Source organism: Actinokineospora sp. NPDC004072 (assembly GCF_053604195.1).
Genome location: NZ_JBSGHB010000006.1, coordinates 302,244 through 317,881, shown reverse-complemented (window position 1 = coordinate 317,881; position 15,638 = coordinate 302,244). Strand labels below are relative to the sequence as shown.

Here is a 15,638-nt window from a genome sequence, read left to right as displayed (position 1 = left end):
GGCAGAGATGACGCTCACCGAGCACGACCCCGCGGCGACCGGCTCGGCCCAGGCGGGCTGGGGGAACCTGTGGCCGCACTTCACCCGCCTGTCGGCCGGGCCCGGCCCGGTCATCACCCGCGGCGAGGGCGCCTACATCTGGGACGACCGCGGCCGCCGCGTCCTCGACGGGCTCTCCGGCCTGTTCGTCGTGCAGGCCGGGCACGGCCGCCGCGAGCTGGCCGAGGTGATGGCCGCCCAGGCCGCCGAGCTGGCCTACTTCCCGGTGTGGGGCTACGCGACCCCGCCCGCGGTCCGGCTGGCCGAGCGGCTGGCGGCGGCCACCCCGGGCGACCTGAACCGGGTGTTCTTCACCACCGGCGGCGGCGAGGCCGTCGAGAGCGCCTGGAAGGTGGCCAAGCAGTACTTCAAGCTGACCGGCCGCCCGCTCAAGCACAAGGTGATCAGCCGGGCCGTGGCCTACCACGGCACCCCCCAGGGCGCGCTGGCGATCACCGGCCTGCCCGCGATGAAGCAGCTGTTCGAGCCGCTGACCCCGGGCGGCTTCCGGGTGCCCAACACCAACTTCTACCGCTCGGACATGGACGACCCGGTCGCGTTCGGCCGGTGGGCGGCCGACCGGATCGAGGAGGCGATCCTCTTCGAGGGCCCGGAGACCGTGGCCGCGGTCGTGCTGGAGCCGGTGCAGAACTCCGGCGGCTGCCTCACCCCGCCGCCGGGCTACTTCCAGCGGGTCCGCGAGATCTGCGACAAGCACGACGTGCTGCTGGTCTCCGACGAGGTGATCGGCGCCTTCGGCAGGCACGGCACGACCTTCGCCTGCGAGAAGTTCGGCTACGTCCCCGACATCATCACCTGCGCCAAGGGCATGAGCTCCGGCTACGCCCCGATCGGCGCGATGATCACCACCGACCGGGTCGTGGAGCCGTTCCTGCACGGCAAGACCACCTTCCCGCACGGCTACACCTTCGGCGGCCACCCGGTCGCAGCCGCGGTCGCGCTGGCCAACCTCGACATCTTCGACGCCGAGGGCCTCAACCAGCGCGTGCTGGACAACGAAGCCGCCTTCGGCGCGACCATGCGCAAACTCCTCGACCTCCCCATCGTCGGCGACGTCCGCGGCGACGGCTACTTCTGGGCGGTGGAGCTGGTCAAGGACAAGTCGACCAAGCAGACCCTCGACGCGGACGAACGCGAGCGCCTGATCCGCGGCTACCTCCCCCGCACCCTCTTCGACAACGGCCTCTACTGCCGCCCCGACGACCGCGGCGACCCGGTCGTGCAGGTCGCACCCCCGCTGACCTGCGGCCAGACCGAGTTCGACGAGATCGAGTCCATCCTCCGCCACACCCTCACCGAAGCAGCCAGCCTGCTCTGACCCACACCCCGATCCGGCCGGTCCCCGTTCCCACGGGTGACCGGCCGGTTCTGGTCGGGGTTCAGGATTCGGCAGCCGCCGCGGTGCTCTTAGATCCCTGCGACGGCTGAGCGGTGACCTTGCGGCTCAGGTCGGCTAGTTGCGTGCGGACTCGGGTGGCGTCGGTGTCTCGGCCCTGGGCTTCGTACAGGCGGAGGGCTTCCTGCCAGACCTCCCGCGCGCGGTCGTGGTCGCCGAGGGCGGTGTGGGGGTGGCCGAGGTGGTCGAGGATGTCGGCGGCTCCGCTGGCTGCCCCGGTCGCGCGGCGTAGGGCTAGGGCCTGTTCGTAGTGCTCGATGGCTGCGCGGTGCCTGCCGCTGTGGTGGTCGATGTAGCCGAGGCTGTCGAGGGCGTCCGCTGCGCCGCCGGGGTTGTCGTGGGTGCGGTTGAGGGCGAGGGCGGCTTGGCAGCGCTCGCGGGCCAGGTCGTGGTTGCCGCAGCGGGCGGCGTACCAGCCCGCGGCGTTGAGGGCGGCGGCTCGGGCGACCGGCTGGTCCACCTCGCGCAGCAGGTCCAGGGATGCCTGGGCGTGGTGCAGAGCGCGTTCGGCGTTGCCGCTGCGGTCCCAGACCCAGGCCAGGGATTGGTGGATCGGCGCCAAGGCGTCGGGCTGGCCATCGGCCAGGGCGAGGGCCACCTGCAGGTGCTCGACGGCCGCGTCCGCGTCGCCGCAGTGGGCGGTGGCGAGTCCGAGGTGACGGTGGGCCAGCATGCGGGCGGTCGCGTCGAGGTGCTCGGCCGCCGCCACCGCGGCCGACCACACCACGCGCATGAGGTCGTGCTGCCCTCGGCGGAACAGGAACGTCGACGTGCCCCATGCCAACCGCCACGCGGTCGCGTCATCGGAGACCCGCTGCGCATCGACCAGGTTCGCCAGCTCGGCGTCGAGCCAGGACAGCGCGGCGGCGGCGTCCGGCAGCGGGTGCGGGTCGGCGGCGGGCGGGTCGAGCTGGATGGGCTTGCGGTGCGGGATCAGCAGCCGGTCGGCCGCGACGGCGGTGTGGGCGTAGAAGTCCAGGACGCGCCGCAGCGCCGGGGCCGGGTCCTCGGCGGTGGTGGCGGCGTAGGCGCGGACCAGGTCGTGCATCCGGTACCGCCCGTCGCCGTCGAGCAGGGACGCATCGACCAGCCCGTCCAGCACCCGCCGCAGCCGGTCGACGGCGATCCCGGTGAGCGCGGCCGCCGCAGGCAGCCCGATGTCGCGCCCGGGCGCGACCCCCAGCAGCCCGAACACCCGCCGCTGCTCCGCGGTGAGCCCGCGGTGCGACCACGACAGCACGGCGGTCAGGCTGGTCGCTGGATCGTCCCCATCAAAGCCGCCGTCGCGGCGCAGGTCGGCGGCCAGCGCGGCCAGCGGCAGCCGCGGGTGCACCCGGGCCCGCCCGGACGCGACGGCCAGCGCCAGCGGGAACCCGCCGCACCCGGCGAGCAGGTCGGCCGCGGCGGCGGGCTCGGCGTCGACCCGCTCCCGGCCGATGCGGGCGGTCAGCAGCCGCCGGGCGTCGCCGTCGGGCAGGGCGTCGAGCAGCACCGGCAGCGCGCCGTGCGCGGCCACCAGGCCGGTCAGCCGCCGCCTGCTGGTCACCAGCACGGTGGCCCTGGGCGTGCCGGGCAGCAGCGGGACCACCTGCTCGGCGGACGCGGCGTTGTCCAGCACCACCAGCAGCCGCTTCCCGGCCGTCAGGCTTCGGTACAGCCCGACCTGGGCGTGCGGGTCGGGCGGCAGGCGGCGCGGGTCGACGCCGAGGGCGTCGAGGAAGCCGCGCACCGCCTCGGCGGCGGGCATCGGGTCGGCCCCGGGCGCGAACCCGCGCAGGTCCACGAACAGCTGCCCGTCCGGGAACCGCTCGGCGTTCCGGTGCGCCCAGTGCAGCGCCAGCCAGGTCTTGCCGATCCCGCCCGCCCCGGCCAGCGCCGAGATCACCACCGCCCCCGCCGCCCGGTCCAGCTCGGCCAGCTCGGCGTCCCGGCCGACGAACCCGGCGGGGGCGGCGGGAAGCTGGCGCGGCACGGGCCGCTCGGCGGGCAGGACCACCGTGTGGGCCTGCACCACGACCTCCGGTGCGGTCCCCGCGATGAGGATGTTCCGCACCGACCCGTCGCCGCGCGCCTCGCCCGTGGCTACCCCCGCATCCCCTGCTCGATCGCCGCGATGACGCGCGGGCGCAGCTCGGCCGCGGTGATGATCGCGTCGACCGAGCCGACCTCGACGGCGCGCTGGATGCTGTGCACGCGGTCGAATTCGGCGGCGACCTCGCCCAGCTTCTCGGCGCGGACGGCGGACTGGAGCTCGGCGAGCTGGGCGGTCAGCGCCGCGCGCTCGGCGCCGCTGGCCGCCGACACCCGGGCCTGCAGCTCGGTCACCCGCGGGTCGGTGGCCGTGCGGTTGTTGACCTCGCTGGAGAACACCACCGCCGCGGCGGGCGCGCCGCCGAGCACGGAGGCGAAGGAGCCCTCCAGCGCCAGCACCGTCATGTTCGGGTTGAGCGCCTTGGAGAACACCACGAACGCGCCGCCGTGGTAGCGGGAGATCACGCAGAACACGATCGGGCCGTCGAAGTTGACGATCGCGCGGCCGATCTCCGCGCCGTACTCCAGCTGGAGCTTGCGCATCGACTCCGGCGAGCCGTCGAAGCCCGACAGGTTGGCCAGCACCACCAGCGGCCGGTTGCCGGAGGCGGAGTTGATCGCCCGCGCGGTCTTCTTGGACGACTGCGGGAACAGCGTGCCCGCGGTGTAGGTGTCCGGGCCGTCGGTGGGCGGGAAGCCGCGGCGGGGCACCGCGCGCGACTCGATGCCGACCAGGCAGACCGGCCAGCCGCCGATGTGCACGTCCTGCACGGCCGCGGTGTGCGCGTCGGCCATGCCCGCCCAGCGCTCCAGCACCGGGTGGTCCTGGTCGGACAGCGCCCGCATCACCGTGCGGATGTCGAAGGGCTTCTTGCGGTCCGGGTTGTGCTCGGCGGAGAAGATCTCCCCGACCGTGGTGAAGTCGCTGTCCACCACTGCGTGCGGGAACCCGGAGATGTCGCGGTCGGCCGGGTCGGTGGTGACCGCGCGGCGCGGGCCCTTCTCGCCGGGCACGACGTAGGTGTGGTCGTAGTGCGCCATCAGCACGTCGCGCGCCCCGGCGAGGTTCGGGGCCCAGTACTGCGCCTGGCCGTTGGGGCCCATCACCCGGTCGTAGCCGCCGATGCCGAAGTTGTCCTCAGCGGACACCCCGCCGGAGAAGTCCAGCGACTGCTTGCCGGTCAGCACCATCGCCGAGTCCGGCGTCATCACCAGGATCCCCTTGGTGTGCATGAGCATCGTGGCCTCGGCGTTCCAGTACGGCTGGGCGCCGACGTTGATGCCCGCCACCACGACGTTGATCTCGCCGCCGTCCTGGGTGAACGTCACGATCCGCTTGAGCGCCGCGGCGACCCAGTCCATGTTCTCGGTGCCCGAGGACATCGAGATGCGCGCCCCGGCCGACAGGGCGAACCACTCCAGCGGCACGCCCATCCGCTCGGCGAGGTCGAGCGCGGCGATCACCCGCGTGCACTCCGGCTCGGCCAGCGCGCCCAGCGCCTTGGTCGGGTCGCCCAGCAGCACCACCCGGGTGACGCCCTCGGGGTGCCGCTCGGTCGGCGTGCTCACCACGCCCGCGATGATCGCGGCGGTGTTGCGCCCCTTCGGCCGCTCGACCGGGACGAGGACGCCGTGCACGTCGAGGTCGTGCTCGACGAAGCTGCCCTCGGGACCGGCCAGCAGCCCGGTCAGCTCGTAGGGGTAGGTGGTGCCGCGCTGGGCGGCGCGCAGCACCTTCTGCCGGTAGTCGTCCAGCGGCTCCACCGGGTCGGTCGTCGGCTCGCCGACGTCGAGCCGGAACTCCCCTCCGGGCTCCAGGGTGATCCGCGCGGCGACCTCGGTCAGCTCGCCGGTCTCGGTGCGCTGGCGGGCCAGGAACTGGACCTCCTCCAGCCCGGCTCCGGCCGTGGTCGGCAGGATGCGCTGGACCAGCGTGTTCAGCTCGTCGCGGGTGACGTCCGTGGCGGGCCAGACGTACATCATGATCCGGTTGGTGTCGAAGCGCTTGTTCTGCGGGCGCTGCGCCTGGATGTTGCGGATCGCGTCGAGGCAGCCCGCGAAGGTGTCCTCCACCGCGGGCAGCGCGACCAGCCTGCCGTCGGCCTCGCGCAGCGGGGTCAGGTCGCGGACCTGGCTCATCGCGAACAGCCGCTCGTCGGCCGGGTTGCTGCGCGCCACCGCCTTGAACAGGTAGATCTCCTCGTCGGCCGAGGGCAGCCGGGTGAGGTCGAACTCGCGCAGCCGGTGCAGCTGGAGCCGCTGGGCGATCTGCGGGTGCAGGCCGCGGATCAGCCGGTCCTCGGCGAAGCCCGCGCCATCCGGGCGGAAGGTGAAGTGGTGGTGGAACACCGCGCCGCTGGTGCCCGCGACGGTGGTGGTGATCCGGCGCAGGCCCGCGGGCAGCGGGTGCTCGGCCAGCAGCTCGCCGAGCCGCTGGACCATCCCGTCGGCGTCGGGCTGGCCCTCCCAGGTGACGTAGAGGTCGGCCACCATGCCGCGGTCGGCGGCGTCGGCGGCGAGCTTGCCCACCGCGCCGATCGCGTCGGGGAGCTGCGCGATGTCCACGGCGGTGGCGATCACCCGGGTCTGCCCCGCGGCCGAGGCGTGCTCGGCGGTGACGAACCGGCAGCCCGCCGCGTCGCGCGCGGTGACCTCCGACAGGCCGCGGTTGCCGTAGTAGCGGCGGGTCAGCACCTCCAGCAGCGGCGCGTGGTCGCGGCCGGGCCGCCCGATCCGCTGGCCGAGCAGCCGCACCAGCGGCTCGGCGCTGGCCACCATCGCCTGGATGCGCTCGGCGCGGTCCGGGGCGTCGGGGTTGCGGTCGAGGTAGCGCAGGCCGTCGCGCACCGCGGCGTAGACCCGGGCCCGGTTGCGGCGCAGCAGCGGTTGGGCGAACCAGCGGAACACCACGCCGCGGGCCAGGTCCGACACCGCGGGGAAGCGCACCTGGGTGGCCTCGACCAGCCGCTCCAGCGCCAGGCCGACGCGCTGGCTCAGCGCCTCGGTCGGCGGCGCGCCCGCCAGCCAGTGCCGCAGCAGCGCGGAGACGACCCCGGCGTCGGCGGCCATCCGCTGCTGGGCCAGGAAGATCCGGAAGACCGCGGCCTCCAGCTCCGGGGTGCGGTCGAGCTCGGTGACCCCGTAGTGGGCCAGGACCTGGCGCAGCTTGGCTTGGAAGCCCTCCGGCAGGCCCGCCCGCTCGACGTCGAGGCTCTGCAGGTAGCTGTGGAAGTACTCGCGCGGGCTGTGCACCGGGCTGCCGGGCTCGGCGTCCAGCTCGCCGCCGGGCTTGTTGCGGCTGAGCTCGGAGAGGTCGGCGAACACCGCGAGCAGGTCCAGCTCGCCCGGGATCGGCCGGGCGCCCAGCTCGGCGCGGGCGGCCAGGTAGTCGGTCAGCACCCGGTCGCGGTCGTCGGGGTCGACGTCGAAGCCGAGCAGCAGGCTGCGCAGGTCCCGCAGGCCGCGCTCGACCCGCTCGGCGGCGGTCGGCTCCGCGGGCGCGGGCAGGTCGATCTCGGCGGTCTGGCCGGTCTCGGCCTCGGCGCCGCCGTCGGCCAGCGGCTCCAGGCGCATCAGCGGCGCGCCGGTCTCGACCTGGCTGCCCACCGACACCGGGCACTCGCGGACCCGGGCGCGGAACGGCGCGCGCAGCACCGTCTCCATCTTCATGCTCTCCAGCACGAGGATGGGCGCGCCCGCGTCGACCTCGTCGCCGACGGCCAGCGGGGTGGCCACGACCAGCGCGGGGGCGGGGGAGCGGACCACGCCGCCCTCGTCGCGGCTGATCCGGTGGGTCACGCCGTCGACCTCGACCAGGTGGATCGGGCCGTGGGTGGCCGAGACCAGCCGGAAGCGCCTGCCGTTGACGCTGATCTGGCCGCTGTGCGCGTCGAAGCGCTCGACCTCGGCGTCGACCAGGTGCTCGTCGCCGCCGCAGGCCACCCCGACCCGGAAGCGCTTGGGCCCGACGCGGGCCACCCGCACCCGGTAGCCGACGCCGCGGAGCTTGAGGTCCAGCGGGCGCCCGCTCTCGTGGCGCGCCTGCGGGCGGCCGCCGTGCGCGGTGGACAGCAGCCGCTGCCGGTTGATCTCCTCCTCGTCCTGGTACGCCTCGATGGCCGCGGCGACCAGGGCGACCGCGGAGTGGCGGTGGCTGGTCAGCCTGCCCTCGGCGCGGACGCGGTCGATCCAGCCGGTGTCGGCGGTCGCCTCGACCACCTCGGGCTGGTCGAGCAGGTCGAGCACGAAGCTCTTGTTCGTCGCGCCGCCCTCGATGATCACCGTGGTCTCGGCCATCGCCCGGCGCAGCCGGGCCAGCGCCTCGGTGCGGTCGCGGCCTGCGGCGATGATCTTGGCGATCATCGAGTCGAAGTCGGCGGGGATGGTGTCGCCCTCGCTGACCCCGGTGTCCACCCGGATGCCGGGCCCGGCGGGCAGGGCCAGGCGGGTGATCCGGCCGGGGGCGGGGGCGAAGTCGCGGTCGGGGTCCTCGGCGTTGAGCCGGGCCTCCACGGCGTGGCCGATCTCGACCGGCTGCAGGCCCTCCAGCCTGCCGCCTGCGGCCACGTGCAGCTGGAGCTTCACCAGGTCGGTGCCGGTGGTGATCTCGGTGATCGGGTGCTCGACCTGGAGCCGGGTGTTGACCTCCAGGAAGGCGAACAGCTTCTCCCCGGGGTGGTACAGGAACTCCACGGTGCCCGCGCCGCGGTAGTCCACCGCCAGCGCCAGCCGCTCGGCCGCGGCCTTGAGCTCGGCGGTCTGCTCGGCGGAGAGCACCGGCGATGCCGACTCCTCGATGATCTTCTGGTTGCGCCGCTGCACCGAGCAGTCGCGCACGCCCAGCGCCCACGCCGTGCCCTGGCCGTCGGCGATCACCTGCACCTCGACGTGCCGCGCCCCGGTGACCAGCCGTTCGAGGAAGACCACGCCGGAGCCGAAGGCGCGCAGCGCCTCCTGGCTGGTGCGCTCGTAGGCCTCGGCCAGCTCGTCGGCCGAGGAGACCTTGCGGATGCCGCGCCCGCCGCCGCCCGCGGTCGCCTTGAGCATCAGCGGGTAGCCGATCCGCTCGCCCGCGGCCAGCGCCTCCTCCAGGGTGGCGACCTCGCCGCGGCTCCACGGCGCGACCGGCACGCCGACCTCCTCGGCGATCAGCTTCGCGCCGATCTTGTCCCCGAGCTTGCGCATGGCCTCCGCGCTCGGGCCGATGAAGGTCACCCCGATCCGGTCGCACAGCTCGGCGAAGGCCGGGTCCTCGGCGACGAAGCCCCAGCCGACCCACGCCGCGTCGGCCCCGGTGGCCAGCAGCGCGCGTTCGAGGGCGGCGTGGTCGAGGTAGGGGCGGGCCGCGGCCGGGCCCAGGTCGTAGGCCAGGTCCGCCTCGCGCACGAAGGTCGCGCCGCGGTCGGCGTCGGTGTGCAGCGCCACCGTCTCGATCCGCGCCCCGGTCTCGGCGGCGAGATCGCGGACGGCGTGGATGAGCCGCATCGCGGCCTCACCCCGGTTGACGATGGCGACACGACTGAACACCGGTTGGTCCCTCCCAAGTACCACGCGCAGAAGGGCGACGCCCGGGTCCTGCGGGCGTCGCCTGCGCACTGCCAAGACCCTGCTCGATTACCGGCGAGTACACCAATGGTCCACATCGCGCATGCCGAGGCTGCCAAGTTGTGGAGACCCTACAAAACGCGAGCTTGGCCACACCATCCGGCCGCCGTTTCTCGCACTGTTTGCGACAACTCGGCACGGTCGTGCTACGGGCGGGTGACCACCGGTGGAACGACGCGCGACCACCCGTGCGGATGTGCTGTGGAGGTCCGGTGGGGGTCTGGTGGGGGTGTTGTGCCGAGGCCGCTGATCGCGGCGGCGCGGCAATACGTTCCGGCGGCATGGAGAAGGTGGATGTGCTCGTCGTCGGCGCCGGGCTCGCGGGGTTGCGGACCGCCCGGCTGCTCGCGGCCAGGGGGCTGGCCGTCGTGGTGTGCGAGCGGCGCGGCAGGCTGGACGCGGGGATCAGGACGACCGGCATCTTCGTGCGGCGCACGCTGGCCGACTACGCACTGCCGGACCGCCACCTCGGCCCGCCGGTGCGCCGAGTCGTGCTCCACCCGCCGTCGCTGCGCGCCCCGGTCGAGCTGGTCAGCCCGCGCGAGGAGTACCGGGTCGGCGACATGGCCGGGATCTACGCCCACGCGCTGGCCGAGGCGACGGCGGCGGGCGCCCAAGTGCGTCTCGGCACGGCGTATCCGGTGGCTGGCTTGGCGGCGCGGTTCACCATCGGCGCGGACGGCGCCCGCTCGACGGTCGCGCGCCGCATCGGCCTGGACGTCAACCGGCGGCTGATCGTCGGGGTGGAGGAGGTGTACCCGGTCGCCGGGGGCGGCCAGCCGACCTTCCACTGCGTGGTCGACCCCCGGCTCGCCCCGGGCTACCTGGCCTGGGTCGTCGACGACGGCGAGCACGCCCACATCGGCCTCGCCGGGCGGCCCGACCGCCTGGCCGCCCCGCTGCCCGAGCTCCTGCGCCGCTTCCGCGACCGCTTCCCGGCCATCCCCGAACCCGCGGGCCCGGTCCGCCGCCGCGGCGGCCCCATCCCGGTCGGCGGCGTCCTGCCCCGCATCGCCTGCCCGGACGGCCTGCTCGTCGGCGACGCCGCAGGCGCGGTGAGCCCGCTGACCGCAGGCGGCCTCGACCCCTGCCTGCGCATGGCCGACCTGGCCGCCACCGTCACCGCCGACTACCTCACCACCGGCGACCCAGCCGCCCTGCGCCGCTACGACGGCACAGCGCTGCGCACCCGCTTCCGCCTCCGCCTCCTCCAGCGCGACGCCCTCTCCACCCTGCGCGGCCCCGGCGCGACCGAAGCGGCCTTCACCCTCCTCCGCACCCCACCCGGCCGCGCCGCCGCCCACCGCATCCTCTTCGGCGACGGCTCCTTCCCGGATGTCTGAGCCTGCGAGGCATTGCGCGTCAGGTTTGCCCACCGGAAGCACTTCGGCAGGGCTCCTGATACGGCAAGGCGTTGCGGGTCTGCCTGCTCCTGCGCCGTGCGTTCGCGGTCCCGGTGGGGCGGGTGCTCCGGCGCTCGCGCTCGGTCGGTGGGCGGTCGTTGACCGGGGGGTTAGGCTGCCTGTCTCTCGTTGGTCAACGGTGGTCCGGGAGCGCGCATGGCGGTCGAACAGGGTTCGCCCACCTTCCCGGTGGCGTTGCGTGCGGCGATCGCCGCTCGCGGGCTCGGGTTGGAGCGGCTGCGCGACCGGCTGCGGCAGCGCGGGGTTCGGGTGAGCGTGGCGACGCTGAGCTATTGGCAGTCCGGTCGCAGCCGTCCGGAGCGGCGGGAGTCGATGGTGGCGCTGCGGCACCTGGAGGAGGTGCTGGAGGTGCCCGAGGGCGCGCTCGCCGGGCTGCTCGGGCCGACCAAGCCGCGCGGGCGGTGGCGCTACACCGCAGGCGGGCTGCCCGCCATCGGCGCGCTGTGGCCCGATCCCGCCCCGGTGGAGGACGCGCTCGGCCGGGTGGACACCCGGTGGGACGAGCGGCTGACCCGGCTGAGCCAGCACGACCGGGTGCACGTCGGGCCGGGCGGGGCGGCGGGGTCGTTCCTGTCGCGGCAGGTGCTGCGGGCCGAGGCCGACGGGCCGGACCGGTGGGTCGTGATCATGCACACCGACGAGCCCGGCCACCCGCCCCCGCTGGTGCGCCCGCTGCGCGGCTGCGCGCTGGGCCGCGTCGCCGAGGACCGCGACGGCGGCTTGGTCGTGGCCGAGCTGCTCTTCGACCGCCCGCTGGCCCGCGGCGAGACGGTGATCACCGAGCACGAGCTGGTCCACGTCCCGCCCGGCCCCGTGGACGACCACTACGAGCGCAAGTTCCGCCTGCCGGTGCGCGAGTTCGTGCTGGAGGTCTGCTTCGACCCGGCCGCCCTGCCCGCCTTCTGCGAGCAGTACACCCGCGACGACCGCGGCGTCGAGGACAGCAGGCCGATCACCCCGGACTCCGCGGGTTCGGTGCACGGCGTCGCGCTGAACTTCGGGCCGGGCTGCTTCGGGATCCGCTGGGGTGGCCCGAGTTAACAGTTGATCCTTCCCCGACCCGGGTGGCCGCGGCGATCCTGGCCGCGTGCAGTCGGTGCTGGAGCAGATCGCCGCCGAGGTGGCGCCGCTGGTCGGGCAGGGGCGGCAGGCCGGGTCCATCCCGGCGCTGCTGGACGTGCCGGTGGACCGGTTCGGGATGGCCGTGGTCGACGTCGACGGCCGGGCGTTCGGGGTCGGCGACTGCGACGCGCCGTTCTCGGTGCAGAGCTTGTCGAAGGTGTTCACCCTCGCCCTGGCCGGGGACGTGTGGGACCGGGTGGGCCGGGAGCCGTCGACGCTGGCGTTCGACTCGCCCGTGCAGCTGGAGCAGGACCGGGGTCGCCCCCGCAACCCGTTCCTCAACGCGGGCGCGCTGGTCACCACCGACCGGCTGCTGAGCAGGACCGGCGACGCGGTGGGCGCGCTGCGCGCGTTCCTGGCCGCCGAGTCCGGCTCCCCGGTGGCGGTGGACGCGGCGGTGGCGGAGTCCGAGCTGGGCGCCAACCACCGCAACGCCGCCCTGGCCCACCTGGTCGCCGGGTACGGCAACCTCGACAACCCCGTCGACGACGTCCTGCGCCACTACGCGCACGGCTGCGCCATCGCCATGTCCTGCCGCGACCTGGCGCGGGCCGCGCTGTTCCTGGCCCGCGGCGGCGCGGGGACCACCGGCCGGGTGCTGGCCGCGGCCGACGTCAAGCGGCTGAACGCGACGATGCTGGTGTGCGGGATGTACGACGGCGCAGGCGAATTCGCCTACCGCGTGGGGCTGCCTGCCAAGAGCGGCATCGGCGGCGGTGTCCTGGCCGTGGTCCCCAACCGCTGCGTGGTGTGCGTGTGGAGCCCCGGCCTGGACCGCTGCGGCAACTCCATCGCCGGTGTGGCCGCCCTGGAAGCCTTCACCAGCGCGACCGGCTGGTCGGTGTTCTGACCCGCACGGCGCCGCCCCGGCCCGGTCAGGATTTCACCGCACCGCCCAACCCGGCCGCCAGGTGCCGCTGGACGAGGATGAAGAACACCAGGACCGGGATCGTCATGAGCGTCGACCCGGCCATGATCGCCCCCCAGTCGTTCTGGTCGGGCTTGAGGAAGACCTGCAGCGCCAGGGGAAGCGTCTGGTTGTCGGCGTCGGAGATGATGAAGGTCTTGGCGAACAGGAAGTCGTTCCAGGCGTGGATGAACGACAGCACGCTCGTCGCCACCAGGCCCGGGGCCACCAGCGGGAACAGCACCCGCCAGAGGAAGCGGAAGCGGCTGGCCCCGTCCAGGGTCGCCGCCTCCTCCAACTCGTCGGGCACCGCGGCGACGAACCCGCGCAGCATCCAGATGGCGAACGGCAGGCTGAACGCCAGGTGCACCAGCACCAGCGAGCCGAGGTGGTTGAGCCCCAGCGCGGGCACCGTGTCGCCGACCGAGCGCATCAGGAAGAACAGCGGCACGGTCAGCGCCTCGACCGGGACCATCTGCACGACCAGCAGCATGATCAGCATCGTGGTGCGCCCGCGGAACCGGAAGCGGGTCAGCGCCGTGGCCGCCAGGAACGCCATGAGCATGCTCAGCGCCACCACCGCGACCGCGACGACCACGCTGTTGGCCAGGTACCGCCCGAAGTTCTCCACGGTCAGCGCGCGCACGAAGCTGTCCAGCGTCGGGCGCAGCGTCCACGGCCGCGGCTCGGCCGAGATCACCTCGTCCTCGGGCTTGAACGCGCTCAGCACCATCCAGTACAGCGGGAACGCCACCACCGCGGCGATCACCACCGTCACCGCATCCGCGACGCCCCGCCTCACAGCACCTCCCCCGACCGGCGCAGCGCGCGCAGGTACCCGATCGTGAACAGCAGCAGCAACGCCGTCATCACCACCCCGATCGCCGCCCCGAGGCCGTACTCGCTGGCGGCGAACGCCTGTTGGTAGGCGTAGACGTTGAGCACCAGGTTGCGACCGGCGATCCCGCCGCCGCCGGTCATGATGTAGATCTGGGTGAACACCTTGAAGTCCCAGATCACCGACTGGATGGTCACCACCAGCAGGATGGGCCGCAGCAGCGGCAGCATCACGCTCAGCGCGATCCGCCGGGTGGAGGCCCCGTCCAGCGCGGCGGCCTCCAGCACCTCGGTCGGGATCGCCCGGATGCCCGCGTACAGGGTGATCATGACGAACGGGAACGAGCACCAGATCACCTGGGCGGCGACCAGCGCGAACGCCGTCCACCGGCCGTAGGTCCAGGAGAACCCGGTCGTCCCCAGCACCTCGTTGACGTAGCCGAAGTTGGCGTCGAACAGGAACAGCCAGATGGTCGACCCGGCCACCGCCGGGGTCGCCCACGCCCCGAGCGCGGCCAGGAACAGCACCGTGCGCGCCCACGTCCGCACCCGGGTGGCCAGCACCGCCAGCGCGGCGCCGACCAGCAGGGTGCCCGCGACGCAGACGGCGGCGAAGCCCACCGTCTGCGCCAGCACGGCCCAGAACTGGCCGCTCTCCACCAGCGCCGCGTAGTTGCCCAGACCGAGGAACTCCAGCGGCGCGCCGCCGCTGACCTGCTCCTGGCCGTAGTCGTGCAGCGAGATCAGGACGAGCTGGTAGACCGGGTAGCCGAGCAGGCCGACCAGGACCAGCAGGGCGGGGGCGAGGTAGGCAAAGGCGGTGCGCCCGTGCCCGGCCCTCACGATGCGAACGCGGCGTTCATCGCTTCGGCCGCGGCCGCCGCCGCGGCGTCGACGTCCTGCTCGCCGGTGGCCACCTGCTGCAGCAGCGTCGGCAGCACGGCCTGGGCGTCGATCTTCGCCCACGCCGGGGTGACCGGCACGAACCGGGTGCCGTTCTCCAGCGTGGCGATGAACGGCGCGAGGAACTCGTCGGCCTGCGCCACCTCGCGCTGCACGTCGGAGAAGGTCGGCAGGTTGCCCATCGCGTCGTACATCTGGCGCTGGTACTTCTTGCCGGCCAGCACCTTGAGGAAGTCCGCGGCCAGGCTGCGCCGCTCGGTCCCGGCCAGCACGCCGAGCAGGTTGCCGCCCGCGAAGGCGGGGGCGATGGAGCCCGCGGTCGTGCCCGGCAGCGGGACGACGGCGTACTTGCCCGCCGCCGCGCTCGCGTCGACGGACTTGCGGTTGAAGTCGCCGCCGATGGTCATGGCCGCCTTGCCTGCGCGGAACGCCTCGACGCTGGCGTCGCCGCCGTTGCCCGCGCAGGACTGCGGCGGGCAGATGTCGTCGCTGAGCAGCTCGGTGTACTGGGCCCAGCCCGCCTTGGCCTCCGCGCTGTCCACAGTGGCGGTGTAGGCCGCGCCGTCGCGCTTGGCGATGTCGCCGCCGTTGGCCCAGACGAAGGGCAGCGCGCCGTAGACGTACTTGCCGCCCACGGAGATGCCGAGCAGGTCCGGCTTGGCCTTGCGGATCTTGCGGGCCAGCGGCGCGATCTCGGCCAGCGTGGCCGGGGGCTTGAGGTTGAGCTCCTTGAACACGTCGGTCCGGTAGTACAGCGCCCGCACGCCCACGTACCAGGGCACGCCGTAGAGCTTGCCGTCGACCTTGGCCGTGTCCAGCACCGACGGCAGCAGGTCCGCGCCTTCGGCCCAGCCGCCCACGTCGGCGGTGATGTCGGCGAACCCGCCCGCCGCGACGTACCCGGCCAGGTCGGTGTTGCCGAACTCGGCGACGTCCGGGGCGCTCTTCGGGTCGCTGAACGCGGCCTTGAACCGCTCGGCCCTGGTCTGCACCTGGATGTACTGCACGTCCACGGTGACCCCGGCGTTGGCGGCCTCGAACTCGGCCACCGCCGCGCGCACCACGGCCTCCTTGGCCGGGCGGTTCACCTCGTCGAACAGCCACACCCGCAGCTGCCCGGTCCGCTCGTCGCCGCCCACTTCGGACGGACCCGACTGGACCGGGGCGCAGCCCACCACCGCCGCCGCGGCCACCATCGCCACCGCATGCCTGAGGCGCATCGCGAACCCCCATTCCGTTGCGTCGAACGCAACTAGCGTTTTATGCAGAGCAACGCGAGGAGTTGATGTTATGAGCGCCGCCGTCGCGCGGCAAGGGTCTGTACCAATTGAGCGCGGCGATCGCGCCGGGCGAC

At 73.8% G+C, this 15,638-nt stretch carries 9 protein-coding genes; 4 read left to right on the top strand and 5 right to left on the bottom strand.

The features are described 5' to 3' along the window. Positions 1-7: 7 nt before the first annotated feature. On the top strand, positions 8-1,378 hold the full coding sequence (locus ACWEPX_RS12205; RefSeq protein WP_451897167.1) for an aspartate aminotransferase family protein: 1,371 nt from the start codon (positions 8-10) through the stop codon (positions 1,376-1,378). A 61-nt stretch (positions 1,379-1,439) separates the two neighbouring features. On the opposite strand, the gene ACWEPX_RS12200 is transcribed toward ACWEPX_RS12205, so the two are convergent. Both ACWEPX_RS12200 and ACWEPX_RS12195 read right to left on the bottom strand, forming a co-directional pair. After that, the gene (locus tag ACWEPX_RS12200) at positions 1,440-3,509 is read right to left on the bottom strand and encodes an ATP-binding protein (protein WP_451897166.1); all 2,070 of its coding nucleotides are present in this window, start codon (positions 3,507-3,509) and stop codon (positions 1,440-1,442) included. A 29-nt stretch (positions 3,510-3,538) separates the two neighbouring features. Then, the gene (locus tag ACWEPX_RS12195) at positions 3,539-9,013 is read right to left on the bottom strand and encodes an ATP-binding protein (protein ID WP_451897165.1); all 5,475 of its coding nucleotides are present in this window, start codon (positions 9,011-9,013) and stop codon (positions 3,539-3,541) included. A 359-nt stretch (positions 9,014-9,372) separates the two neighbouring features. On the opposite strand from ACWEPX_RS12195, the gene ACWEPX_RS12190 reads away from it, so the two are divergent. The 3 genes from ACWEPX_RS12190 to ACWEPX_RS12180 all read left to right on the top strand — a co-directional run bounded on the left by ACWEPX_RS12190 (position 9,373) and on the right by ACWEPX_RS12180 (position 12,487). Next, positions 9,373-10,434: an FAD-dependent monooxygenase gene (locus ACWEPX_RS12190; RefSeq protein ID WP_451897164.1), complete on the top strand. Its 1,062-nt coding sequence runs from the start codon at positions 9,373-9,375 to the stop codon at positions 10,432-10,434. Positions 10,435-10,650: 216 nt separating this feature from the next. After that, positions 10,651-11,556, top strand: a complete 906-nt coding sequence (locus ACWEPX_RS12185; RefSeq protein WP_451897163.1) for a helix-turn-helix domain-containing protein — start codon at positions 10,651-10,653, stop codon at positions 11,554-11,556. 46 nt (positions 11,557-11,602) lie between these two features. After that, positions 11,603-12,487 (top strand): glutaminase, encoded by an 885-nt coding sequence (locus tag ACWEPX_RS12180; protein ID WP_451897162.1) that lies wholly within the window; start codon positions 11,603-11,605, stop codon positions 12,485-12,487. A 25-nt stretch (positions 12,488-12,512) separates the two neighbouring features. Here ACWEPX_RS12180 and ACWEPX_RS12175 read toward each other — a convergent pair whose 3' ends face one another. Genes ACWEPX_RS12175 through ACWEPX_RS12165 form a run of 3 tightly spaced genes read right to left on the bottom strand, consistent with a single transcriptional unit; the run spans position 12,513 to position 15,504 of the window. Further along, the gene (locus tag ACWEPX_RS12175) at positions 12,513-13,346 is read right to left on the bottom strand and encodes a carbohydrate ABC transporter permease (RefSeq protein ID WP_451897161.1); all 834 of its coding nucleotides are present in this window, start codon (positions 13,344-13,346) and stop codon (positions 12,513-12,515) included. Further along, positions 13,343-14,227 carry a carbohydrate ABC transporter permease gene (locus tag ACWEPX_RS12170; RefSeq protein ID WP_451897213.1) on the bottom strand — a complete coding sequence of 295 codons (885 nt, stop codon included), beginning with the start codon at positions 14,225-14,227 and terminating at the stop codon, positions 13,343-13,345. The genes ACWEPX_RS12175 and ACWEPX_RS12170 overlap by 4 nt, the downstream gene beginning before the upstream one ends. Further along, positions 14,221-15,504 (bottom strand): extracellular solute-binding protein, encoded by a 1,284-nt coding sequence (locus ACWEPX_RS12165; protein ID WP_451897160.1) that lies wholly within the window; start codon positions 15,502-15,504, stop codon positions 14,221-14,223. Before ACWEPX_RS12165 ends, ACWEPX_RS12170 begins: the two co-directional genes overlap by 7 nt. Positions 15,505-15,638: the final 134 nt, after the last annotated feature.

Bases quoted from the DNA above. Each gene is read 5' to 3' on its own strand.
- ACWEPX_RS12205 (WP_451897167.1), top strand. From the start codon at position 8: ATGACGCTCACCGAGCACGACCCCGCGGCGACCGGCTCGGCCCAGGCG.
- ACWEPX_RS12190 (WP_451897164.1), top strand. From the start codon at position 9,373: ATGGAGAAGGTGGATGTGCTCGTCGTCGGCGCCGGGCTCGCGGGGTTG.
- ACWEPX_RS12185 (WP_451897163.1), top strand. From the start codon at position 10,651: ATGGCGGTCGAACAGGGTTCGCCCACCTTCCCGGTGGCGTTGCGTGCG.
- ACWEPX_RS12165 (WP_451897160.1), bottom strand. From the start codon at position 15,504: ATGCGCCTCAGGCATGCGGTGGCGATGGTGGCCGCGGCGGCGGTGGTG.